The organism is Bacteroidia bacterium (assembly GCA_026932145.1).
GTDB lineage: Bacteria > Bacteroidota > Bacteroidia > J057 > JAIXKT01 > JAIXKT01.
The window spans coordinates 37,037-61,347 of the sequence record JAIXKT010000045.1 but is presented as its reverse complement, the minus strand read 5'-3'; the positions used below and the strand labels follow the sequence as shown (position 1 = coordinate 61,347).

The 24,311-nt window shown below is 38.2% G+C and carries 17 protein-coding genes; 6 read left to right on the top strand and 11 right to left on the bottom strand.

Going from position 1 to position 24,311, the window contains the following annotated elements:
* Positions 1-234: 234 nt before the first annotated feature.
* Entirely contained in the window at positions 235-1,848 is a 1,614-nt protein-coding gene (locus LC115_10630; GenBank protein MCZ2357118.1) for a S8 family peptidase, read from the top strand.
* Positions 1,849-1,873: 25 nt separating this feature from the next.
* Here LC115_10630 and LC115_10625 read toward each other — a convergent pair whose 3' ends face one another.
* The 4 genes from LC115_10625 to LC115_10610 all read right to left on the bottom strand — a co-directional run bounded on the left by LC115_10625 (position 1,874) and on the right by LC115_10610 (position 8,594).
* On the bottom strand, positions 1,874-3,055 hold the full coding sequence (locus LC115_10625) for an acyl-CoA dehydrogenase family protein (GenBank protein MCZ2357117.1): 1,182 nt from the start codon (positions 3,053-3,055) through the stop codon (positions 1,874-1,876).
* 30 nt (positions 3,056-3,085) lie between these two features.
* Positions 3,086-3,571, bottom strand: a complete 486-nt coding sequence (locus tag LC115_10620; protein ID MCZ2357116.1) for a polymer-forming cytoskeletal protein — start codon at positions 3,569-3,571, stop codon at positions 3,086-3,088.
* 100 nt (positions 3,572-3,671) lie between these two features.
* Positions 3,672-4,952 (bottom strand): adenosylmethionine--8-amino-7-oxononanoate transaminase, encoded by a 1,281-nt coding sequence (gene bioA, locus LC115_10615; protein MCZ2357115.1) that lies wholly within the window; start codon positions 4,950-4,952, stop codon positions 3,672-3,674.
* A gap of 6 nt (positions 4,953-4,958) precedes the next feature.
* Positions 4,959-8,594 (bottom strand): GHKL domain-containing protein, encoded by a 3,636-nt coding sequence (locus LC115_10610; protein ID MCZ2357114.1) that lies wholly within the window; start codon positions 8,592-8,594, stop codon positions 4,959-4,961.
* A gap of 201 nt (positions 8,595-8,795) precedes the next feature.
* Here LC115_10610 and LC115_10605 point away from each other — a divergent pair, with 201 nt between their 5' ends.
* Both LC115_10605 and LC115_10600 read left to right on the top strand, forming a co-directional pair.
* Positions 8,796-9,671, top strand: coding sequence for a hypothetical protein (locus LC115_10605; protein ID MCZ2357113.1), 876 nt, complete (start codon positions 8,796-8,798; stop codon positions 9,669-9,671).
* Positions 9,672-9,767: 96 nt separating this feature from the next.
* Complete coding sequence (locus LC115_10600; protein MCZ2357112.1) at positions 9,768-11,450, top strand: hypothetical protein; 1,683 nt, start codon at positions 9,768-9,770, stop codon at positions 11,448-11,450.
* A 92-nt stretch (positions 11,451-11,542) separates the two neighbouring features.
* Here the strand turns inward: LC115_10600 and LC115_10595 are convergent, their stop codons facing one another.
* Together LC115_10595 and LC115_10590 are read right to left on the bottom strand one after the other, a co-directional pair.
* Positions 11,543-12,337, bottom strand: a complete 795-nt coding sequence (locus LC115_10595; protein ID MCZ2357111.1) for a (Fe-S)-binding protein — start codon at positions 12,335-12,337, stop codon at positions 11,543-11,545.
* 19 nt (positions 12,338-12,356) lie between these two features.
* Positions 12,357-13,670 (bottom strand): (Fe-S)-binding protein, encoded by a 1,314-nt coding sequence (locus LC115_10590; GenBank protein MCZ2357110.1) that lies wholly within the window; start codon positions 13,668-13,670, stop codon positions 12,357-12,359.
* Positions 13,671-13,959: 289 nt separating this feature from the next.
* Here LC115_10590 and LC115_10585 point away from each other — a divergent pair, with 289 nt between their 5' ends.
* Both LC115_10585 and LC115_10580 read left to right on the top strand, forming a co-directional pair.
* The gene (locus LC115_10585; protein MCZ2357109.1) at positions 13,960-14,169 is read left to right on the top strand and encodes a hypothetical protein; all 210 of its coding nucleotides are present in this window, start codon (positions 13,960-13,962) and stop codon (positions 14,167-14,169) included.
* Positions 14,166-15,056 carry a hypothetical protein gene (locus LC115_10580; protein ID MCZ2357108.1) on the top strand — a complete coding sequence of 297 codons (891 nt, stop codon included), beginning with the start codon at positions 14,166-14,168 and terminating at the stop codon, positions 15,054-15,056. Before LC115_10585 ends, LC115_10580 begins: the two co-directional genes overlap by 4 nt.
* A gap of 12 nt (positions 15,057-15,068) precedes the next feature.
* Here the strand turns inward: LC115_10580 and LC115_10575 are convergent, their stop codons facing one another.
* From LC115_10575 to LC115_10560, 4 genes are all read right to left on the bottom strand, one after another.
* Positions 15,069-16,301, bottom strand: coding sequence for an NAD(P)/FAD-dependent oxidoreductase (locus LC115_10575; protein ID MCZ2357107.1), 1,233 nt, complete (start codon positions 16,299-16,301; stop codon positions 15,069-15,071).
* A gap of 5 nt (positions 16,302-16,306) precedes the next feature.
* Positions 16,307-17,617 carry a hemolysin family protein gene (locus LC115_10570; GenBank protein ID MCZ2357106.1) on the bottom strand — a complete coding sequence of 437 codons (1,311 nt, stop codon included), beginning with the start codon at positions 17,615-17,617 and terminating at the stop codon, positions 16,307-16,309.
* 215 nt (positions 17,618-17,832) lie between these two features.
* Positions 17,833-19,242 carry a T9SS type A sorting domain-containing protein gene (locus tag LC115_10565; GenBank protein MCZ2357105.1) on the bottom strand — a complete coding sequence of 470 codons (1,410 nt, stop codon included), beginning with the start codon at positions 19,240-19,242 and terminating at the stop codon, positions 17,833-17,835.
* A 189-nt stretch (positions 19,243-19,431) separates the two neighbouring features.
* Entirely contained in the window at positions 19,432-21,726 is a 2,295-nt protein-coding gene (locus LC115_10560) for a RelA/SpoT family protein (protein ID MCZ2357104.1), read from the bottom strand.
* Between the two features lie 178 nt (positions 21,727-21,904).
* Between LC115_10560 and LC115_10555 the strand changes: the two genes are divergently transcribed.
* Positions 21,905-23,239, top strand: coding sequence for a dihydroorotase (locus LC115_10555; protein ID MCZ2357103.1), 1,335 nt, complete (start codon positions 21,905-21,907; stop codon positions 23,237-23,239).
* Positions 23,240-23,242: 3 nt separating this feature from the next.
* Here LC115_10555 and LC115_10550 read toward each other — a convergent pair whose 3' ends face one another.
* Positions 23,243-24,157: an ATP-binding cassette domain-containing protein gene (locus tag LC115_10550; GenBank protein MCZ2357102.1), complete on the bottom strand. Its 915-nt coding sequence runs from the start codon at positions 24,155-24,157 to the stop codon at positions 23,243-23,245.
* Between the last annotated feature and the right edge of the window lie 154 nt (positions 24,158-24,311).

Here is a 24,311-nt window from a genome sequence, read left to right as displayed (position 1 = left end):
CCAATGATACACAAAGAAAAAAATTAAAAAAAATAAAAAGAAAGCTCTAAAAACATACCTATTCCTCTCCAAATATTCTAAAATTTACGCAACTTAATTGTGAATACTGTTGCGCTCACACTAAGTATAGAGTCATTACAAATAGAATTTCTGCCTATTTATTGAGTAAAATGACAGAGTGTGAAACCCTTTCGTTAAATTTGTTCTGTCAATTTTTAGTGAATATAACGTTTTATGCCTTTTCGATTTTTGTGGGTTATTTTTTCTCTGTGGGTGAATTTTAGTTTTGGACAACAAAACTGGTGGATTTTTTTCCGCGATAAAGGTTTAGAATCTTCTACTTATTATAAAAATTCTGCCTCATTTCTATCTCCAACTTCTTTGCAACGCCGTCTAAATCAGGGGATTTCTATTACAGAAAAAGATTTACCTGTCTCTTCTTTTTATGTAGAACAACTTAAAAATATTGGTTTACCCGTTGTGATGACATCTCGTTGGTTAAATGCTGCTGTTGTTTCTATCCAGCCAACTGAGTTTCAATTAAGTAAGTTACCCTTTGTTTCCAACGTACTTCCGTGTAAACGATATGTAAAATTATCCAATACTGCTTTTCAGCCTGAAATCGCATCAAAAAGTCAGCAAACTGATAATCAGCTAAATATGATTGGTTTAAAATCCTTTCAATCTCAAGGATTTTTAGGTTCTGGGGTTAATATCGCTGTTTTTGATGATGGTTATCTTAATGTTGATGTTAATTTTGCTTTTCAGAAAATTCGCCAAGACGGGCGTTTTATAGCTACCCGAGACTTTGTTGAGGGTGATTCTTTGGTTACAGATGCGGGGACTCACGGAGCTACGGTTTTAGCAATATTGGCTGGCAGCGTTAATGATACTTTTGCGGGTTCTGCTCCGAATGCAACTTATTGGCTTGTTAGAACCGAAAATCAAGGAACTGAAAAGCATATTGAAGAATATAATTGGTTAGCTGCCGCAGAATGGGCTGATTCTGTGGGTATTGATATTATCTCATCTTCGTTAGGCTACAATACCTTCGACTCTGGAGAGGGGGATTATAGTCTTGCAGATTTAAACGGCAAAACGGCGATAATTACCAAAGCTGCTGAATTTGCCGCTTCCATAGGTATTTTGGTAGTGAATAGTGCTGGTAATGAAGGACTTAGTTCTTGGAAAAAAATTACTGTTCCCTGTGATGGAGATTCGGTTTTGTGTGTGGGTGCGGTAGATCCAGCAGAGGTACGGTGGTATGGTTGTTCGATAGGGCCAACAGCAGACGGACGCATAAAACCTAATGTGATGGCGCAAGGCAGCGGAACAGCAACTATTTTTCCAAATGGGGCTTTTGGCACTACCAGCGGCACTTCGGTAGCCACACCACTTATAGCCGGTTTAGCCGCCTGCCTCTGGCAAGCAAACCCAACAGCAACCAATATGCAAATCTTTGAAGCTATCCAAAAAAGTGCCGACCGTTTTGCAAACCCAGATACCTTCTACGGAAATGGAATTCCAGATGCAATTAAAGCTGATTCTATTTTGAAAAAAATAATTTCCTACAGAATTAACAGTAATTATACTTCAAAAACTTCGGTCTTTTGCTATCCTAATCCGGTACAAAAAGAACTTTTTATTCAATTTCGGGAGTTGAATACCTCAGATAAATTCCAGATAGAATTATGTAATTCTACCGGATACATTCTTTGGAAAAAAGAAAGTAACGATATGATATTTAGAGCCGACTTATCAACTATCCCTGCGGGATTTTATTGGATTCGGGTATCAAATACATCAGGGTATTTTGAAACTATTCCTGTTTTTAAACTATCGGAATAGTTTCTGTGTTTTAACTTATGGCTGTTTAGCTTTTTGATTTTCCTAATATTTGTCTGGCGATGACTAATTTTTGGATTTCGCTTGTACCTTCACCGATTGTGCAGAGTTTTGAGTCTCTGTAATATTTTTCGGCAGGAAAGTCTTTTAGGTATCCATATCCTCCAAAAATCTGAACTGCCTCTGTGGCTGCACGCACACATACTTCACTGGCATACAATTTTGCCATAGCAGATTCTTTGTTGCAGTTGATTCCACGGTTTTTGTAATCCGCAGCTCTGAATATCAATAGTTCAGCGGCTTCTATTTCGGTAGCCATTTCCGCTAATTTGAACCCAATAGCTTGAAAATGAGCAATTGGTTTACCAAATTGTTCACGTTCTTTGGCATATTTTAAGGCACATTCATAAGCTCCTTTTGCAATACCTAATGATAAAGCGGCTATGGAGATGCGTCCGCCGTCCAACACTTTCATGGCTTGGATAAATCCTTCTCCTTCTTTTCCCAGAAGTTGTGATTCATGGATACGGCAGTTATCGAATATGAGTTCTGAGGTATCAGAGGCTCGCATTCCCAGTTTATTTTCTTTTTTTCCGGCGGAAAATCCGGGTGTTCCTTTTTCTATGATGAATGCGGACATTCCTCTGGAGTCGCCTTTTTCGCCAGTTCTGGCAATCACTACGGCTACTTTTCCTACGCTACCGTGGGTAATGAAGTTTTTAGACCCATTGAGAACCCAATATTCGCCATCTTTGCGGGCTACAGTGTTCATGCCGCCTGCATCTGAACCGGTATTGGCTTCTGTAAGCCCCCATGCACCAATCCATTCTCCGGTTGCTAATTTAGGTAAGTATTTCTTTTTTTGTTCTTCATTGGCAAAGTACATGATGTGTCCTGTACAAAGGGAGTTATGAGCTGCCATAGACAAAGCTATGGAGCCACAGATTTTGCCTAACTCGGAGATTGCCGTAACATATTCAAAGTAACCTAATCCAGATCCGCTGTAAGTTTCCGGCACAAGCACCCCGAGAAGCCCCATTTTGCCTAAATCCTTAAAAATATCGGTTGGGAACTCTTGGCTTTCATCATAGTGCATCAATACCGGTTTGATTTTTTCTTCGCCATAACGGCGAATTTGCTCTGCGATGTACAGCTGATTTTCGTTTAACTCAAAATTTAAACCTGATAAAGTATTTGTTGTTGTGGCCATTTCGTAAATAATCGTTGCAAATATACAAATCTACTCGTAAGATTTCATTTTATTGACGGATTCAACTTTTACTGAATTTAGCATGGTCGGTTCTTTTTTGGCAGAAGATTCTAATTGGGGTAAGTTTTTTATGGCTTGTATTGCTAAATCTCCTGTTTTTAGGTTTCCATTTATTACGGAACCCGGAGAGGTAACTATTTTATCGGCACAAACGTCTCCTGTAATTCTTCCGGCTTCTAATACCTGCAATAATTCACGGGCTATTAAGTTTCCATTAATTGTTCCGGCAACTGTTGCTTTTAAAGTATCAATATTTCCTTCAACAACTCCCTGGCTACTAATTACTAAGCGAGATTTACAAACTAATGTTCCGATTATTTTACCTTCTACTCGAATATCTCCTTGCGCAAAGATATTACCCTCGATAACAGTACCCGGAGAAATGATACTTAATGCACTTTCGGGAGAATTAGCAGAATCATCAGAGCGGTTGTTTTTGGAAAAGAAAGCACCCATATTTTTTTATATTACCAGACAAAGTTACAAAATTGTAAATTAATTTTTTGCAAAAAAACACATCATAATACTGATAAATTATTTTGGTGTGGGTAATGCTCTACAAGTTGCTTAGTACGTCCAAGCAGGTTTCATGCAGCCATTTATGGTCTGCGGGGGTGATGAATAGCGGGGGCAATAAATATAGTGTATTCCCTAATGGCCTCAGAATAATATTTTTCTGTAAAAATGTAGTGCTTATTTGCGCTGCTAAATGGCTGGTATAATCTGAACGTGCATTTTCTATTTCTGCTGCTACAACCATTCCTAAATGCCTTGCTTGGTTTACATTTTTGAGTTTTCCCAAATCTTGTGCAAAATCTTGTTGTTTTGAACAATAGTTTTTTAGTGTTGTAAGGGTATTGGGTTGCTGTAATAATGATATTGTTGCATTAGCGGCGGCGCAAGCAAGTGGGTTTGCGGTAAAAGAATGACCATGAAAAAGCATTTTTCGTTTTTCTGGCTGATGAAATGCTTCATAGATAGCCGGCGTAACAAGGGTTGCTCCTAATGGTAAAAAACCGCCCGTTAAGGCTTTGGATAAGCAAATAATATCCGGCTGATGCTCTAATTGATGGCTTGCCAAAAACGTCCCTGTTCTGAAAAAACCGGTAAATACCTCATCTGCAATGCAAATGACCTTATGTTTCTGAAGCTCCTCTAATAAAAAATTTAGTGGCTCAGTAGGGTACATCTGCATACCGGAAGACCCTTGCAACAAAGGCTCATAGATAAACGTAGCTATCTCTTCTTTTTTTAGCATATCTTCGAGTTCAGAGATAGTTTCTTTGGCTGTTTTAATATCTAAGGGAGCCGGTATCGAGATAACCTCGAAGAGTAAATCTCTAAATGCCCACGTAAAAATAGAGCGTTCAGAAACCGACATAGCTCCAAAAGTATCCCCATGATAGCCATTTTGCAGGCAAATGATTTTAGTCCTATTTTTTATCCCTTGATTCTGAAAGTATTGCAAGGCAATTTTCAGCGCAACTTCAACAGCAGTAGATCCATTATCCGAAAAAAACACCTTAGAATATGAGTTTCCGGCAAGTTTAATCAACCTTTCAGCTAATAGAATTGCCTGTGGGTGAGAAAATCCAGCAAATATAACTTGCTCTAATTCAGTAGATTGCTTAAATACTGCGGATACAATTTCCGGTTGGCAATGCCCAAACAAAGTAACCCACCATGAACTGATTCCGTCTAACAATGCGTTGTTATGTTCATCATAGAGCCACGCACCTTTGCCGCTAACAATAACCGGCAGGCCAGTAACATTAAATTGATGTGTATAAGGATGCCATAAGGATTGTTTATCTCGTTCTGAAAAATTTAAGGCCATAATTTTTTAGGATTCTTTTTGATACATAGGTAGTTCCACAAAGAACGTAGTTTTTTGTGGCTTAGATTCTGCCCAAACTTGTCCATGATGTTTTTGGACTATTTCTTTGGTAATATGCAGCCCCAGGCCGCTCCCCTGCCCTTTGGGTTTGGTGGTAAAAAATGGCTGAAATATTTTATCAATGACTTCCGGTTCTATTCCTGCACCGTTATCCGTAATCTGCACGACTACGTGAGTAGGGTTTTTGAGTGCCGAGATAGTTAGCTCTCCTTTTCCTTTCATACCATGTATGGCATTTGTAATCAAATTTGTCCAGACTTGTGTGAGTTCGTCAGGCCAGCCTAATAAGGTGATTCCGGGTTCTATATTTCGGGTAACGTCAATGCCTTGCTTGAGTTCTGCTTGGTAAATTGTTAATACTGTATCTATATTTTCGGCTAAATCAAAAGGGGTGGCTTCTTCTACAACCGTAGTTTGATGCGAGTAACTTTTTAGAGAACCTACGATTTTTTGTGTTTTTTCGGCAGCCATTCGTATCCGCTTGATGCTATTAGAAAGCTTTGCTAAGAGTTCTGCGGTAGCTAAAAAGGATTCCGCATTGTGATGTGTTAATAACGAGACGTATTTAGCCGGAGTTTCTCGTAAACCCATTTCTACCAATCGAATAGCTATATTTTCAGGATTAGGAATTTGTGCTTGTTTAAGTTCTTCGATAAAAGTATTTCGCAATTTTCTTTCTTCGCGAGTAGAAATAGTAACAGATTGGCTATTATTGATTTGATCTACTAACTGAAAAATTTGCTGTGTAATGTTAGTGTCTGTGGTTTCGACTAACACTTTTAGCAGTTTGTAGAGTTCCGGGATTTGCTCGCTCAGGGTGTGAATAGTGTTTTTGATAGCTCCAAATGGTGAGTTAATTTCGTGGGCGATGCTGGCTATCATAACCCCTAAGGCGGCCATTTTCTCTGACTGAACTAACTGTTCTTGGGTTGATTTTACCTGTTCAAGTGCTTCTTGAAGTTGGTTTTTCTGCTCTTCTAACTGAATATTTGTTTGTTGCAACTGCACTTTCTTGCCTTCTACTTCGGCTGTTCTTTCTTTTACAATTAAGTCAAGACGCTTATTTTCTGCTTGTAATCGCTTGTTATTCAGATAGATAATTCCAAAAATCAGTCCTAATCCGGTAAATATGTATAGTAGATACGCATACCACCGCAGGTAGAATGGTGCTTCAACCGTTATTTGGTAATGAGCTGTTGAGGCCATTTCTCCGGTTAAGTTTCGGGCACGTACATAGAGCGTATAGCTACCGGGCGGAAGTTTTGAATAATGTGCCGTAGGATCATGTGTCCAGTTTGACCAATCGTCTTCTAAGCCCTCCAAAAAATGTTGATACCAAGTGTTTAAACTGTTGTTATGGGCTGATGCAGCAAAGTAAAATGTTAGTGTGTTAAAATCATAAGGGATTGTTCCTAAGTTAAGATTGGGCTTAGAAATATAGGCAATTCCGTCTTTATCAACCAAAAAGCCGGAAAAAAGTACCGTATCTCGAATAGAACGTAACTCCGTAAGCCATACTTGAAAGTTTGAAGATACCTGTTGTTTTTTTGCCCGAAGTAAAAATAATCCTTTGGCAGTAGCTATCCATGCGTTATCAAAAGTATCTGGAAATATATCGTTAATGGCACGAGTTTGAAAATAAATCGGTGATACTAAATCCGTTAATGTATCTACATAGATACGGCTCTCTTTCCAAATAATTCGAAATAATTGCTGGTCTGAAAGTAGCCAAGCATCTTGATTGTTCCCTACATGAATCGAAGTTTGCTTAGTTATGTACTGATTTAAGGCTGTGTCAGGAACAAATAAGTCTTTTTTTTCTACTTTTTGGTAAGCTCGAACATCTGTATAAAATATGGTTTGTTTTCCAACACTAATTACTTTGATTGGTTGAGTGGGTAGTTTGTGCTGCTTTCCATAATATTTTATTTTGGGTTGAATATCATTTAAGTGGCTAAATTTTAAGGCATAAATTCCTTTGTCTTCTGGTGTAGCCCAGATTGTTCCGTTTTTATCTTTTGCCAATGTTGTTATTTTTTCATTAACTTCCTGAATTTCACCTAAGTAGCTAAACGTGTTATTTTGAAAAGTAACTATATCTAATCCGCTTCCGGTAGCTATAATCAGTTGTAAGCCGTTTGGCCAGTAAAATGGGTAAATATTTCCGATATACTTTCCTTTTAGCTTGGGAACAACTATTGAGGCTGTTTTGCCGGAAATGCGGTATAAACCTTCATCGCAGGCTACAAATAAGCCTTCCGGTAAACTCAGTAATTTATTGCAACTATTGTTTATTCCCGAAATGCGCTCAAACTCCCATACATTTGTTTTGACTTTAATTTGCAAAAAATCTCCTTTGGATAATTTTGTGGTATCGCCTTGTTTTGTGTGTTTATTTTTATCTTTTGTTTTTTTCTTTTTATTTTTAGTATCTGTTTTTTCTTTTCCCTTTTGGGCTTCTTCATTGGTCTTTTGAAAATTTGCGACCGGCATATTGATCATCGTTGTTTGTTGTGCCAGCACAAACAAGCCATCTCTGGTAGCTACATATAAATTGTTTTGATGGCGAACGATGTCCAGTATTTCTATTGTATTTTTCCGTGTTCCTTGTATTTGGCGAACGTCTGACAGGAAGTTGTTTTCCATAATTCGGACAAGGCCGTTTTCTAAAGCCACCCAAATACCGTTTTCCGGGTCTGTAGCTACAGCAAAAATGTTGTTATTCAGAAAGCCGTTTTGTTGGTTAAAAATCTGCAATAACTCACCCGTAAAGCGATTAACATACAAAATTCCGCCGGTTTGGGTGCCAATAACCAGTCTATTTTTCCCCAAAGGACTTATATCAACCACCCCAAACTTTTGCAGATAATTTATGGCTTCATTATGCTGCTTCCAAATCTCATTTATTGGCTTAACGGTTTGATTATTTGCCACAAACAAATTTCCTGAATTGGTAGCTATAAGTGTCCAATAATCATTTATATTAAGAGAAGTAGCTATTTCTTTTTGTGCAGTAAGTGCCGCGTTAGTTAATGGCTCTAACTTTTTGCCGGCAACGCGGCAGAGACCTTTTTGGGGGTGATTTATTAAAATAGATTTATCAAACTGGGCACTTCCGGATGTTTCGATTTCAAAAGACCACCTGTTTTTAGCTTTTTTATCGGTAGAAATAGCATATAAGGCAGATTTTGTGTAGGCATATACGGTATCTCCAATAACCACGATGTTGGAGATTTCGCCGCTAACTTCTTGTTTTCCCGTAAAAAATTCTCCTAAGGAAAGGTATTCTAACCTTTTTTGTTTTGAAAGGGTAATCGTTCCAAAATCTGAGTTACAGCCGGCAAAGATTCGTCCCTTCGCATCTGTTTTAACAAAAACAGCTCGAAATGGCAGTGGAATTGTCGTAAATTTATGTCCGTTGTAGTATAGTAATCCTTCTTCGCCGGCCATCCAGATTCCACCCAATAAATCCGAAGCAATTGAAAATTGCTGCGGAAATTGATTCTCTTCTCCGAATGAAAAAGAGCGGTATAGCGGATGTGTTGGCTGCCCATAAACTTTTATCCAAAGGAAAACAAGCACCCAAAATCTCCCCAAAATGTTACGCAACTTTAATAGCGGCATAAACAGCAAAAGTAAACTGCATTTACCCGTTAGCCAATAGCTTTTGCGCAGTTTTGGAAAATTTTATCCCAAACACTTATTCACAAGATAATCTTTTCGCTAAGGTGTGGATTAATTGGGTTATTTTCTTAATTTTGTTCTTTATCGAGTGTCGTTTTCATGCTGGCTATTTTGGGATTTCTCCCGCTAACTATCCGAAATAATTTAAACTATTGGCTATTTTTAATCGGAATATTAAAGTGCTACGGCCTCTATGCCACTGTAGAGGTGGATATAGAGCAAGCCGTTCAAAATAAAATGCTGCGGTTTCAAGCACAAGGAAACGGCAAAGGATATTATGGCCAGTGTATCCAATTTAGTTTACAAAACTACACCAACAGCACTTTTGTAGTGATAATTTCTGCCGGCCAAACCATAACTGCCGTAGAAAGTAAATATCAAAATATGCTAATTACCCGAACAGAGAAAATTGAATTAGCAGGGGGCAAAACGTTTAGTGGCTCTCTGTATGCTGCCTGCATTGAAGCAAAAGATGACTGCCCGTTAGAAACAACCCAGTATGTATTAGGCCCTAAATCTTCCGGAAACCTTTTAGAAATCGCCCAGTTCGTTGAAAAAAAACAGTATCACAACCAATTGGGGTCAATGGCTATCTGGGTCGTAAGTGATAAATTTTCCATTGATAACGTTATTTCTGATGACGGAGCAGCGACCCAAGAGTTAGTAACCTTACTCACAAAATTAACAGGCCAAAAACCCGGTGCTGCCCATACAAAGATAAATCCGGTCATAAATACCATTGAAACTGACTTTATTTTTTCGATTTCTGAGCCAATTAGCGGCTCTATTGCTATTTATGATACCGCCGGAACGGTTGTTCAACCAATCATGAAAGAGCGTCCCTTTATTCCTGGAACCCATGAACTCCATGTCCGAATGCGCAGTAACGCCGTTCTCAAAGGCCAAACTTACTATTTGCGGCTAATGGTTACCGGAAAAGCTATTCGGGAAAACAAAATCTTAATCCCTGAATAAAAACAGAATATTTTAACATAAAAATCTGGTTATCAATAAATTATACTATCAGGTTTTTTATATTATTAATTCTCAAGTTTTTTTGAATCGTTAATTATGCAGTCTTTTAAAGGAATTCGAGTTAGCCAGATTTTTATTCAGATTGGGCTAAGCGGTATTTTCTTCTATTCAATATTATTCATCATTGGATCATTTTTTTTGCTATTTGGTGGGTCTGTTCACGCTGGTTTATTCTGGGTTTCAGCCTTCGTAACGGCTATTTTAGTAGGCTTATTAGGTAGAAAAGAGCAAAATTATACTGAATATTTTTTAGGGATATTAGGTGTTTTTATTTTATTTTCAGGTGTTTATGTTTATCAATATGGAAAATTAGATGTTTCTTATGATGGCGTTTCATATCATGCGCAGGCTGTAATAGAGTTTTTGAATGGCTGGAATCCTTATTACTATAAATTATCCACAGAAACCCTGCATGAGATTTGGCTAAACCATTATCCGATAGCGTCGTGGCTTGACGCTGCCTTACTGTATGCCGCTTTACCAAGTTTTAGTGGCATGAAGTCATTCAGTATGTTTTTGCCATTATGCGCCGCCAGCTTTTCAATAGGTGTTTTTAAGCGAATTGGATTTAGCTGGCCTATTGCTATTTTGATAGGCAGTATTTTAGGGTTTAACCCTGTTTCAATATACGAAATTCAAAGTTTATATTTGGATGGCCACATAGCTGCTTTCTGGCTATTTCTGATAGTTTTGTTTATTTGGCGTTATCGAGAATCTACTGATTATTTCTTTTGTGGTATTTTATTAGGTTCAATAACACTTATTCAGTTAAAGTTTACGGGCGTTGTTTTTGTGCTTATGTTATTGAGTATGGCATCATTAGCCTATTTTTTACTAAAACGTTTTGAATTAATTCTTCCAATATTGGCCGCCGGCTTCGTAACCTTTACGGTAGGATTTTGGATTTTGGGTTATGCCCCATACGTACGTAATCTTTCAGAACACAATCATATTTTTTATCCCTTAATGGGAGAACAATCTCAAGCTGTGGATATTATGAATAACAACCCGGCTTACAAATATCAGTTTGGAGGTCATAGCACTTGGTATAAGTTTTTAAAATCTTATGGTTCCTATTGCCAGCATCTGAATACCGAAAAAGATTTAGAATGGCGGATTCCTTTTGCCACTGATGCAGAAGAAGTTCATGCTTGGATACCCGGTGGGTGGATTACAGCCGGATTTGGCCCAATGTTTAGCGGTATTTTATTGGTAATCATAGTATTGTCTGTTTTTCAAGTTGTTTTAAATCCTAATTTATACCGTTATCTTTTAATTGCTATCTTTTATTTACTGTGTGTGCTTATCGTTCCAGAAAACTGGTTAGCTCGTTATGTTCCTTATTTTTGGTACTTTCCGTGGCTTATTTTAGCTTTTTTCTGGCGAAATACATCTCATATCGGGCTAAAAATTATTTTATTTGGAACATTAATAGCCGGATTTTGGAATATTGGTCATATTACAGAGCATTCTGGAAAACTACAAATGTGGGACGAAAACCGCTGGTGGTCTGACTATAATAAAATCGGGTATGATAGCTACATCTACTGGGGGCCATTTCGAGCCATTGAAAAACGTATGCAAGATCACGGAATCACTTTTCATTCTGTAAATTCTAAAGCAGAACTTCCTTGTAATAAAGAAGATATGATTCCTCTGGGAAATATTCCCGGTATCTGGGTTTGTCCTCAAAACAAAATCAAGCAGCCTACCCAATAGTTTGCCCTCAAAGAACCATGATGTTTTGGATCATGACACAGCATCTTAATCTAAAGCTAAACCATCCATTATGGGTTAGCTAACCGGCCTTGTTAAGTGCCGGAAGATTCTGGAGGTATTGTCTTTGCGATGATTTCGGCTATATCAAGGACTTTTATTTTATCGTTCATATCTCGGTGTTTAATACCGTCTGATATCATTGTCATACAAAAAGGGCAGTTTGTAACCACTATTTCTGGGTTTACATTTACAATGTCGTCAGTACGTTCAGCATTGATTTCTCGCTTTCCTTTTTCAGCTTCTTTAAACATTTGTGCTCCGCCGGCACCACAGCATAGGCCGTTGCCGCGGCTGCGGTTCATTTCTGTTAAATCTGCATCTAAGGTTGCTAATACTTCGCGAGGTGCTTCATAAATACCGTTGGCACGCCCTAAATAGCAAGAATCATGATAAGTTATCTTTTTCCCTTTGAAAGTTCCCCCGGCTACTTTTAACCTGCCTTCGTTAATTAGTTGTTGTAAAAACTGTGTATGGTGTAATACTTCATAATTTCCACCTAATTCTGGATACTCATTTTTGATTGTATTAAAACCATGCGGGCAAGCGGTTACTATTTTTTTGATTTGATAGGAATTTAGTACTTGGATGTTGGCCATAGCTTGCATTTGGAATAGGAATTCGTTTCCGGCACGTTTGGCGGGGTCTCCGGTACAAGATTCTTCACGGCCAAGTACTGCAAACGAGATTCCAATATGCTGTAAAATCTTAACGAAATCTCGGGTTATCCGTTGGGCACGCTCGTCAAAACTGCCGGCACAGCCAACCCAAAACAATACGTCAGGTTGCTTTCCTTGTGCCGCTAAATCTGCCATTAATGGTACATTCATAATAAAAAGATATTGATTTTCAGGAATTTGATGCCCAATTAAATCTATCTGCTGCCGGCATTGCCCAAGGAGCGCCGTTATTTTCTACGTTTGTAAACATCGCATTTAGGGCTTCCGGTGCCTTAGATTCTTCCATGACCATAAAACGCCGTAACTCCATAATGATAGCAACTGGGTCAAGATTAACGGGACAGGCTTCTGTGCAAGCATTGCAGGTTGTGCACGCCCACACTTCCTCCGGCGTGATATAGTCCCCAAGTAGTGTCTTGCCATCTTCTACAAACTTTCCATGCTGGTCTATATTCAAACCGACCTCCTCTAACCTATCTCGGGTATCCATCATAACTTTTCGAGGAGAAAGTTTTTTTCCTGTGATATTTGCCGGGCAAGAACTGGTACATCTACCACATTCAGTACACGAATAGGCTTCTAATAACTGTTTCCAATTTAAGTCAAAAACATCTTTTGCCCCAAAACGGATCGGCTCTGCCGGTGGTGGAGGTGGCGGTAATGAGGGATCTAACATGAGCTTTACTTCTTGGGTTACGCTGGCCATATTGGTTAGCTGCCCCTTAGGCTTTAGCTTAGAAAAATAAGTCGTTGGAAACGCTAAAAAGATGTGTAAATGCTTAGACCTCGGAATATAATTTAAAAATATTAAAATGCCAACCACGTGAACCCACCACGCACCACGCTCAATAATCGTTAGAACCGTTACCGAAAGTCCTGAGAATAAAGGTACTAAAACAGAACTTAATGGAAAACTACCTACCGCATGATAGCCTTCTGCCTGAGCTTTCTGCAAAGATTGGTCTGCTGTATTCATGATAAATAAAGCAGTGATTAAAGCAAGCTCTACGTACAAGATGATATTTGCATCTAACAATGGCCAACGAGTTAGTTCCGGACTTGTGAAACGGGGAACTTTTATCACATTACGTCTAACCCAAAATGCTATACTGGCAATCAATACCAAGAGCATAAAAAACTCAATAATAGCTGTTAAGATAGGATAAACAGGGCCTAACACGCCGGACAAAATCCGGTGTGTGCCAAAGATTCCGTCTATCATGATTTCGAGCATTTCTGTATTTATTATCAAAAAACCAAGATAAATCATCAGGTGCAAGATGCCCGGAATAATTCTCATCAATATTTTAGATTGGCCAAAAGCCACCCGTAGCATAGTTTGCAGACGCTCTCCGGAATCCCCTTCGATAACAAAATCTTTGCCTAACAAAATATTACGCCGGATTCGCTTAACACTTTTGCTAAAAAACCAGCCGGCTACAACTAAGCAGATTACAAATAAAATTTGCCCTAAAATCACCATACCTTAAAATCCTACCAAATGAATAGAAACAGCTTACTGTTTGACAATGCAATAATACATTTTAGTTTTAAAACTTAAAAAACTATTTTATTGCGCTAATTAAGATTTTTAGTCATCGGCAAAAAATCATTTCAGATAGATTCAATTTTACAAACAAAGTGAATTTTATTTTAAAGCTAAAATACTATTTGTCAATTGGTTCAATCATATTTTATCTTTATTAAGATTATTAAATCAAAAAAGTCTTAAATTTATGCCCAATTTAGTACTATATTTCTGTTGGCTTTTCATGTCTAAGCGTAAGAAGAAAATTGTAAGCCCGGAGCTTAATGATTTTCAAATAAGTGTAAATCAGTTTGGTGAAATCACCTCTACTATGGATATTTCAGCAGTAAATCAATTTCTGGATACTAGTGTTGATGACAAAAAGTTTCGGGGGGTTCAAGTAGTGCGCCGTTCTGAAAAAGATTCTAACTCTGAAACTGCCAATAATTCATGAGATCCTTAATCAAAAAAAAGCCATTTCTAAACTACACTCGTGAGGCGTTCATATTACCAATTAACTTAGTGTTATTGGCAGTTATAGCTACTTTGCTTACTGCAATGCTGATTATCGAAACAAGTTTTCCCATTAAATGGCTTTCAACCCCAATTCAAATTGGGCTTTTTTTAGCTACTGCCCTTGAAATGGCTTATTTAGCCTTTGCCCCCGGTAATGAACGTTTTATCCGTGCTATCAACACCAAAAATAGCGCTTTAATTGAAAGAACCGAAACTCAAATTCAGGCACTTACAACACTTGAAAAACTTTCTCAACCAAATTCTGAACGCTACCTCTCTTTCTTAAAAAAGAAAATGCAAGTTCTTTATAATCTAAAAAACAACCATTTAACGTCTGATCTTTTCTTAGAAAGCTATAGCCACAAACTAAATCAGTTAGATAATGCTTATTTGCAGCAAATTAGAAGCCTTGATCAAATCCACACCTACAATAATTCTGCACAAGAAGAGCCGCAGATATTAACAGAAATTAAGGCATTACAAGCTGAAATCAGCCAAGCTACTTCCGAAAAAGTAAAAAATGCAAAAAAACAACGGCTTGAACTTATGAAAAAACGAATTGACCAGCACCTATTGGTCAAAGAAAGTAAGGAATTAGCCGCAACTCAAATTGCAAACCTTGAAGATACTATCAGCTATCTGTTAGATCAATCTTTGGTTTTATCAGAGCAAGAACTAACGCAACTTATTGATACTGTAATTTCAGAAAGTGAAACCAACATACAAACAATCAAAGAGTTAAACAATTTACAAGGTAATAGTTCTGTCTATGGAAGTTCTAATTATGAAAGTTCTAACTATAGTTCGGAACTAAATAAGAATTAGCTGTTATTTTAGTTAGCTAAATAAAAGTTTGAGATAAAAAAGTGGGTTTTTAAGTTTACTTCGTAAATCTACGTTTTCAAACATACAGATAATGGTTTCTTTTAGGGCTGGATTGTTGTTTGCTTTACGCACAACAAAGTTAAATAATGCCGGATAATTTAGCAGTTTTTGTAGTATCGTACTGACTTTCAGCTCGCTATCTAACTGCTGAAATACAGCTTTATCGTATTGTTTCAGGAATTTTGAGTCAAATTTTTGCTGTTGTATAGCGGCGTAAGTTTTTTCGGCAGCGATATAGCCGCTTATCATGGCATTTCCGACTCCTTCTCCGGTAAAAGGGTCTATCAAAGAGGCTGCATCTCCTACTAACAAAAAATTATCGCCGGATAATACTCTTCTTCGGGAAGCCATTGGTAATCCAAACCCCCGAATAGGCTCTAAGGCTTTGGCAACCTGAAACCTTTTTTGAAAAGTTGGGTTTTCAGTAATAATCTGCTGTAGTAGTTTTTTTAGGTTAATTTTTTGTTTTTGAACTACATCAGAGCGCATTCCTAAGCCCACATTTGCCTCCCCGTTAGGCAGTGGAAATATCCAAAAATAGCCCGGTAATACTTCATTCAAAAAATGCAGTTCTATAAAGTTATCTTGCTCCAGATTTTGTATTCCGGTGTAATAGACCCGTAAACCGGCACAAAAATGTTTTGCATCTATTTGAAAACCAGCTAATTGTTTTGCAACCTGGGATTGTGCTCCATCTGCACCCACAACAAGATTTGTTTGCAATGTGCGTCCGTCTGCTAAAGATATTTGAATACCGGTTTGGGTGCGATTTAGTTTTTGGACAGTAGCATTTTCTATCAGTTGGATATTAGGGTGTTTTCGGGCATAATCAGCCAGAAAGTGGTCAAAGTAAATCCGTTTAGCAATAAAGCCTACCGGAGTATCTTTTTGGGAATTGTAAGACAGCTTAAATGGAACCCGTAAACTACTTTGGTTGGGTGCAAAAAAGTGGATTCCCCAGCAAGGAATTTGAGTTGTTTGTTGAGAAAAGGTGGGCACAAAGTCCGGCATGATTTTCTGCATTACATTGACCACTTTTCCGCTGAGTGCGTCTCCGCATATTTTATCACGCGGAAAGGATTCTTTTTCAAGGACAATGCTGGAAACCCCCAACTGCGCTAATTTAATGGCACAAACTAAACCGCCCGGCCCAGCCCCAACGATAACTACTGGCTCAGAACTCATCGCTTTTAAGTTGCACCATTCGTATTTTCTAAAATATCTAAGCGTACCAACTCAACTTTATTTTGATGTGCCTCCGAAATCGTGATTATGTAATTCCCGATCGTCATAGAAGCGGATACTTCCGGTATTCGCTCAAAATACTGAAAAACTAAGCCTCCTAAGGTAGTGTAGTCCCCAGTAGGTAGTTGTAAATTGTATTTTTTATTTAGATATTCTATTTCAAGTCGTGAGCTAAAAACAAAGGCATTTTCGGTGATTTTTTCTTCGCGGGTATTTTTTTCATCCGTAGTTTCATCAAATTCGTCTCTAATTTCTCCAAAAACGACTTCAATCAGGTCTTCTAAGGTAACTAAGCCGGAAGTGCCTCCAAATTCGTCCACAACAACAGCTATTGTTTTTCGATTTAACTTAAATTCACGAAACAAAGTGCTGGCAGCCATACTTTCCGGCACCAATAGTATCGTTTGAAGTACCTCTGCGATTGAGTTAGGGTTAGAAAATAATGAGTTAGAATGGATATAACCTTTTATTTGGTCTATCGAGTTTTCAAATATTAACATTCTGGAAACCCCAAATTCAATAAAACTTTTGTGCAATTCTTCAATCGTAGAATGGATAGATATAGCGACAATTTCTGTTCGCGGAACCATAAATTCACGTACTTTTATCTTATTGAAAGATAATGCTTTGGAAAATATTTCAGCATCTACCGGGAGTTGCAGAGTGGAGTTTTTTCCATTTTTTTCAGTTGAATCTCCTTGAATAATAGCATTCAAATCTTGTTTGCTAAAAATCAATGTATTTACTGCCGAAGTTGGCTGTTTTTTGAAAATAGTGGCTAATATAAACGAAGTGATTCCGGTAGAAAGGCGCACAAATGGAGATAAAATATAGTAAAAAAACTGCATTACCGGCGCAGTATATTCTAATAAAATCTCTGAGTTGTAGCGAAATAGCATCTTAGGAAGATATTCTGCTATGATTAGGATAAAAAGCGTAGATAGGCAAGTTTGAACTAAAAATAAGGGAAATGGATCTGGACTGCTGTGTAAGCCTAATGAGTTTAGCCAAGGTAGCAGCAAATCAGAAAAATTCAGCGAATAAATAACCAGCGCAAGGTTATTTCCAATCAAAATAGTGGCAATAAACCGCGACGGCATTGAATAAAATACATTTAAAGTTCGGCCAATAATTCCTCCTTGACTGATTTTAAGCTCTATTTTGAGCCGGTTTGCGTTCAAGAAGGCTATTTCTACCCCTGAAAATAAGGCTATTAAAATGGTCGTAATCAGGGTTAAAATAAGTGCACTCGTCATTTGAAGCACCAAATTTATGATGTTTTAACGAAAAATATTGTAAAAAAAAGGAAAACTTGCTATATCCTTGGTTTTGGGTTCAAGAAAGTATGAAATCTATCGTTTTATTAGCGAAAATATTGTTGCAATCAGGGCAGCATTGTTTCTTGATTACATAGTTTTTTCTTACTGCCCAGAATCTTATCATACTTTCTGAACCAGAATCATTTTTCACATCATTCTTTTTGAACTATAACCAACTTTTGGTAAGACTTTTGTCCGGCATTATTGCTTAGTTCTACCGAATAGACACCTGCCGGTATATTTTCAAGGTAAATTGATTCAATATCATTTCGTAATGTGGTGCTGTAAATTTTCTGTCCGGTTATGCTGAATACTGCTATGTCAAAGATGCCTTCTTTTTTCTGGATTCTAAATTGGCCTGTTGATGGATTCGGGTAAATTGTAAAGTTGATATTTGGTGTTTCTGGGATGCCTGTACAAGTAGAAAATTTACCTAACAGATAGAGTGCCGCTGCGGTTAGGGCGGGTTGTACACAGTCGCCATGGCTTAGGTTGCCAAAGTTTTCTATTTCAATATTAGGTGCGCCGTTAGCTCTCCAAGCGGAGTCAGCACGAATAGCATTTAGATAATTCACTTGTTCGTCTTTGGTACAATAGGCAATTTTTACAGGTTTTTGGGGTGCCCAGCCCAATAAATCGTTTTCAGCAAGTGCTATACGGAAAGGGTGATTCATATCATTCACAAACTCATCTAATACAGAATCCTTTATCATATTTCTCGGCACATAGTCACAAAAAGCGTTAATTTGTCCAGTAGTAAAGTTTTTGCTATAATACATCGGCGGCAAAATACTATCATACGGAGGTTTAAACATCTCGGCAGGATTCGGAAATTTTTGCTGAAGTAATGGAGATATAGAATGGTAGCCTAACAGTAAATACGGAAGATAAGAGGGTGTAGCAAAGGTATCTCTGGAAAGCATCTGATTGGTCATGGTTACTTTTAGGTCATAGGCTCCCGACATGGGTGCTAAGGCTACTATATTAAATTCGGAAGAAAATTTTTCTTGAATAAGTTTAGCTGTTGCCATAGTAGTATAACCTCCTTGTGAATAGCCGGTAAGCGCAACTTCACCATTGAGTGGGAAATTAAGGATGTTGGCTAACTGCCTTGCGGCACGTATAATATTTACCGAAGCATATCCTGAGTGGAACGCATTGTGATAAGGATGAATAATAACGCTGCTGTCGCAGTCTCCTAACCCCAGTTCATCAGGCATAGCTGTAACGACACCACCAATTCCCCCAAAAAAGAAGCCGATAGGGCGTTCGGGGCCGTTATAGCTTGGTACCTCATCACGCCTTGTAAAAGTGCCGTGCGCATAGCAAGCCAAACTATTGGGGCAGGGAGTGCCCTTAGGAAATACCACTATACCCGAAACGTTTACCAAAGAATCTAGGTGCTTGTAAGGTGTTTTATAGATAACTTGATATACATCAATATTATACCGAGGGCTAATCGGTAAACTAAACCCGGATGCATTAAAGAAACTATCTAACTGCGAAACGGTATAACTTCGTTGTAAGTGATAGGAAACTAATTGAGCTGTTGATTGAAACACAATGCAACAGCAGCATAACAATAAAAATAAAACTTTTTTCACGGCTGTTTTTTTCAGAAATTCAGAATGCAATTATAGTGTTTTTAGAAAAGTTATGTTACAATTATTGGTTTTATTTTTTGGGTAATTATTTTTATTTTTGATAGCGTTTATTAAATAGGGATTTTAGGTTAGTGTGGGTTTTTTATTTTATTCTCTGACCCTGCGGGTTAAAGTAGTTTCATACACTCGTTTAAAATATTTTCTATATGATTCGGCATTCATCCGCATAACTTCGGTAATTCCGGGAATAAGCATTAGGTTAGCCATCATTCGCTCTAATTCTTGGCTATTTTGTACATAAACGCGCAAAATACCTTCAAAATTAGCTTTTTCTGCATCTATAAAAATTGAGCGAATATTAAGTTTCATTTTTACTGAAACTATCCGTAAGATACTGTTCATCATCCCGATACGATCTTCGCCTATTAATTTTACAGCGGCTAAAAATTCTACACTGCTGGTTTCATTCCAATTTACTTTTACGATTCGGGAGCCGTATTTTGCCATAAAATCTATTGCTTGCGGGCAAGTTGTTTTATGGATTTCTACGTGGCCATTATCTTCCAGACTCAATAAGCCCACCACATCGTCTCCGGGTAAGGGGTGGCAGCAAGCCGGAAATTCATATCGGTCAATGGTGTTGTTCAGATCTATTAAGAGCATATCTCTGTCTATTTCCTGCGCTCCTATCACAATTTTGTTTCCATTATCTTCATTTTTAGGAGCCTTAATCACAGGGCGTACTTTTTGGCTGATAAAGCTCATAATTCGCTCTACATCAATACTATGAGTTCCAAGTTTATAGAGTAATTCATCTAAGTCATGTAAGTTCATATAACGAATAAGCGCATGAACCAATGGGTTATTTTCGGAGAGAGAAAATTGTTTTAGTTTCCACAGGAAAATAGTTCGTCCACGTTCAATTTGTTGTTTTCGGACTTCGGATAATGCGCGCTTGATGTGGTGAATTGCTCTTGGTGTTTTGACGGCATCTAACCAATCAGGCTTAGGAGACTGCTTAGCCGAGGTAAGCACTTCAATATGGTCTCCATTTTTGATTCCCTGCGTAAGGGTCGCTAATTTCCCATTTACCTTAGCACCAATACATTGAGAACCTAATTTTGAATGAATGGCATAGGCAAAATCTGCTATGCAGCTATCTACCGGCAGACGAATGAGGTCTCCCTTAGGTGTAAAGGCAAAAATCTCATCTATTACTAAGGTTTTTTGAAAGTTAGAAACAGCTTCAACAGAGTTTAGTTGCTGGTTTTCAAGCATTTCTCTAACAGAAAGTATCCAGTTTTCATACGAAGGGATATTTCGGTTGGGTGCATTTTTGTGTTTTGTGCTGCTGTCTTTATATTTCCAATGTGCTGCAACACCTCTTTCGGCCTCTATATCCATGTGAATAGAGCGAATCTGAACCTCTACCCAGCGATTTTTAGGGCCTAAAACGGTAACGTGTAAAGAACGGTATCCGTTTGATTTAGGTACAGCTATCCAATCCCTTAGCCGCCCCGGATTATGCTTAAAGGTTGAAATTAACCGTTGATAAACATGGTAACATAACGCTATTTCTTGCTCTACGCTGCAATCAATGATGATTCTTACTGCAAATAAATCATAAACTTGCTCGAATGGGATGGCTTGTTTTTTGATTTTTTCGGCTATTGAATTTATGGATTTATAGCGGCCTTTTATTTTGAACTTTAAATCTAAATCAGATATATGTTCGCGTAAATAATTGACAAACTGTTTGATGTATTTATCGCTTTCTTCCTTGTTTTCTTTTAGTTTTCGGACTATTTGTCGGTAAGTTTCTGGTTCCATGAATTTTAGCGCTAAGTCATCCAATTCGCTTTTAATAGAAAACAGCCCTAAGCGGTGGGCTAAAGGAGCGTAGATATATCTGGTTTCAGAGGCTATTTTGAGCTGTTTTTCACCTTTCATGTGCTCCAGCGTTCGCATATTATGTAGGCGGTCAGCTAATTTGATTAGTATAACCCGAATATCATCAGACAGCGTGAGCAGCAATCGGCGGTAGTTTTCTACTTGTTCGGAAGTGCCTTTTTCAAATACACCGGATATTTTTGTAAGATGATCAATAATTTTAGCTACCGTTACGCCAAATTCACGCTCTATATCAGAGAGTTCTATGCTTGTATCTTCTACTACATCATGTAGCAATGCACAAATTACAGAAACTGCATCCAAACCAAGTTCCTGTGCCACAATTCGGGCTACCGCTATTGGATGGTAAATGTATGGTTCACCTGATTTTCTCCGGTAATTTGCATGCGCTTCTAAGCTCATTCTAAAAGCCCGCCCGATTTCTTTTCTCTCCAAAGAAGTTGTTATATTCCGGCAAGAACGTAGTAATGCTCGGTAGTATGCTAATATCTGCGCATTCTCATCTGTTATCTTTTCTACATTGGATTGCATATAATTTACTGAATTACAATTACTAAAATACTTATATGAACTATTGTATCGCTGTCTTACAAATATCGTAAAAAAGAGATTATATCCGTTTTAGAGTTCGTTCAATTTTCCCAAAAGAAACTTTCTACTAATAAATTTTGGGTATGATAAGTGCTAAAAACCCTTGTAGATTTGCAGCATGAGTGGTCAGATTTTGTTTCGGGGGTTTAATATTGTTAATGAAGGGAAAACTTTTTATGGGGATTTATTGGTGTGTGGCGAAAGAATAGAACGGATAGATTCTGATATTACCCCGGCAGCGGCGGCACAGGTTGTTGAGGGGAATGGTCGCTGGTTGATTCCCGGTGCTATTGATGACCAAGTTCATTTTCGGGAGCCGGGTCTTACCCACAAAGCTACAATAGCCTCTGAATCCAAAGCTGCGGTAGCCGGAGGAATTACCTCATTTATGGAAATGCCGAATACAAACCCAGCTACTACTACCCAAGCACTACTTGATTGGAAGTTTCAGCAAGCCCGGCAAACAGCTTGGGCAAATTACAGCTTCTATCTGGGAGCTACACCCGACAACTTAACAGAGATAAAATCCCTAAACCCTCAAAATATCTGCGGAGTAAAGATATTCATGGGCTCTTCTACCGGAAATTTATTGGTAGATAATCCACAGATTTTAGAACATATTTTCAGCGAAAGCCCAACGCTAATAGCTACGCATTGCGAGTATGAACCCAGTATTCAGCAGTCAACTAAAGAGTTAAAAAGCCGTTATCCGGATGCCCAAGCGGTAATTCATCCGTTTGTTCGCAGCGCAGAAGCCTGTTTTGAAAGTTCGGCCTATGCCGTATCATTAGCCAAAAAACACAATACACGGCTTCATATTTTGCATATTTCAACAGAAAAAGAGTTACAACTATTTGATAATAAGTTAGATTTAAAGCAAAAAAGAATTACGGCAGAAGTTTGTGTGCATCATCTTTGGTTTAACTCCCAAGATTACGAACGCTTAGGAAACCTAATTAAATGGAATCCGGCCATAAAAACGAACCAAGATCAAACTGCTCTTTGGGCTGGATTGTTGAATAATAGCTTGGATATTGTAGCTACCGACCATGCGCCGCATACTTTAGCCGAAAAAAATAAACCTTATTGGGACGCTCCCTCCGGCGGGCCGTTAGTGCAGCATGCTTTAGCGATGATGCTTTCTTGTGCAAAGCAAGGAAAAATCACCGTAGAGAAAGTTATTGAAAAAATGTGCCACGCACCGGCAATATGCTTTAACGTGCAAGAACGAGGCTTTTTACGCGAAGGCTATTATGCTGATTTAGTTGTGATAAACCCAAACAAACCCCAAATTGTAACAGCAGATTCGTTGCTTTATGCCTGTAAATGGTCTCCCCTATTGGGGGAAACTTTCCCTGTTTCGGTAGAACAAACCTACATAAATGGTGCTTGCGCTTGGAACAACGGAAAATTTATCACCCAAAATGCCCAGCAGTTACAGTTTAATTCATAGCAATCAATTTGTAACACTCTGAAAAATATCTACCAAAGACGTAGTTTTCTTTTGTAATGAGAGAATCGGTATCTGCTGTTGCACACTTTCGGCATAAATTTTTTTGCGTAATTCTCCGTCTGCCTGCGTATAAAACTCAAAACAAGTAGCTGATACAGAAACGATTTTGGAAATTTGCGGAAAATCTTGAAACACCTCTAACCGGAATCCGGCAGTTTCAAACTCCACAACGATAATATGCTCTCCGGAAATCTTTGCCAATAATTCCGGTGTGGGAGAATCTGCAACAATTTTTCCTTTGTTGATGATAACCACACGGTTAGCAATAGCTTCTACTTCGGGTAAAATGTGGGTAGAAAAGATGACTGTTCTTTCTTTGCCTATTTTTTGGATTAAGCTACGGATTTCGATGATTTGGTTTGGGTCTAAGCCGGTGGTTGGTTCATCTAAGATAAGTACGGGGGGTTCGTGAATGAGTGCTTGGGCAAGCCCTACCCGTTGCCGGTATCCCTTAGAAAGCTGTCCGATTTTTTTATGCTGTTCTCGCGTTAGGCCGGTTTGCTCCACAATTTCGGCAATGCGCGTTTTTAGTAAATTACTCGTTACACCACTCAATTTTCCCATAAAACGCAGAAATTCATGAACATACATATCTAAATACAACGGATTATGCTCCGGTAGATAGCCTATTTTTTTCCGAATTTCAAGAGAATGCTCTCGAATATTTAAGTCATCTAAGGTAACAGTGCCTTCGGTAGGCGGAATAAACCCTGTAATAATTTTCATCGTAGTCGTTTTACCAGCACCATTGGGGCCTAAAAACCCGAGAATCTCTCCACGTTTTACCGAAAAATTGATACCGTCTATAGCTAACTGCGCCCCGTAACGCTTCGTTAAATCCGAAATTTTTAGCTGCATTTGAATTATGGAACAAAAATACACGCTTTGGGCTTACCTCTTCTATTCCATCCCAAAATAATCAGTTGTAGCTCAGAAAGTATGCTAAAAAGATTAACAATGAGAAGTGGAAAAAAAGTAATGCCCTAAAAGCTATTATTCTTTGTTTGCAGAA

Coding starts and splice junctions, on each gene's coding strand:
- LC115_10570 (MCZ2357106.1), bottom strand. CDS start 17,617: ATGACGAGTGCACTTATTTTAACCCTGATTACGACCATTTTAATAGCC.
- bioA (MCZ2357115.1), bottom strand. CDS start 4,952: ATGGCCTTAAATTTTTCAGAACGAGATAAACAATCCTTATGGCATCCT.
- LC115_10550 (MCZ2357102.1), bottom strand. CDS start 24,157: ATGCAGCTAAAAATTTCGGATTTAACGAAGCGTTACGGGGCGCAGTTA.
- LC115_10595 (MCZ2357111.1), bottom strand. CDS start 12,337: ATGAATGTACCATTAATGGCAGATTTAGCGGCACAAGGAAAGCAACCT.
- LC115_10590 (MCZ2357110.1), bottom strand. CDS start 13,670: ATGGTGATTTTAGGGCAAATTTTATTTGTAATCTGCTTAGTTGTAGCC.
- LC115_10555 (MCZ2357103.1), top strand. CDS start 21,905: ATGAGTGGTCAGATTTTGTTTCGGGGGTTTAATATTGTTAATGAAGGG.
- LC115_10580 (MCZ2357108.1), top strand. CDS start 14,166: ATGAGATCCTTAATCAAAAAAAAGCCATTTCTAAACTACACTCGTGAG.
- LC115_10605 (MCZ2357113.1), top strand. CDS start 8,796: ATGCTGGCTATTTTGGGATTTCTCCCGCTAACTATCCGAAATAATTTA.
- LC115_10620 (MCZ2357116.1), bottom strand. CDS start 3,571: ATGGGTGCTTTCTTTTCCAAAAACAACCGCTCTGATGATTCTGCTAAT.
- LC115_10585 (MCZ2357109.1), top strand. CDS start 13,960: ATGTCTAAGCGTAAGAAGAAAATTGTAAGCCCGGAGCTTAATGATTTT.
- LC115_10630 (MCZ2357118.1), top strand. CDS start 235: ATGCCTTTTCGATTTTTGTGGGTTATTTTTTCTCTGTGGGTGAATTTT.
- LC115_10575 (MCZ2357107.1), bottom strand. CDS start 16,301: ATGAGTTCTGAGCCAGTAGTTATCGTTGGGGCTGGGCCGGGCGGTTTA.
- LC115_10625 (MCZ2357117.1), bottom strand. CDS start 3,055: ATGGCCACAACAACAAATACTTTATCAGGTTTAAATTTTGAGTTAAAC.
- LC115_10600 (MCZ2357112.1), top strand. CDS start 9,768: ATGCAGTCTTTTAAAGGAATTCGAGTTAGCCAGATTTTTATTCAGATT.
- LC115_10560 (MCZ2357104.1), bottom strand. CDS start 21,726: ATGCAATCCAATGTAGAAAAGATAACAGATGAGAATGCGCAGATATTA.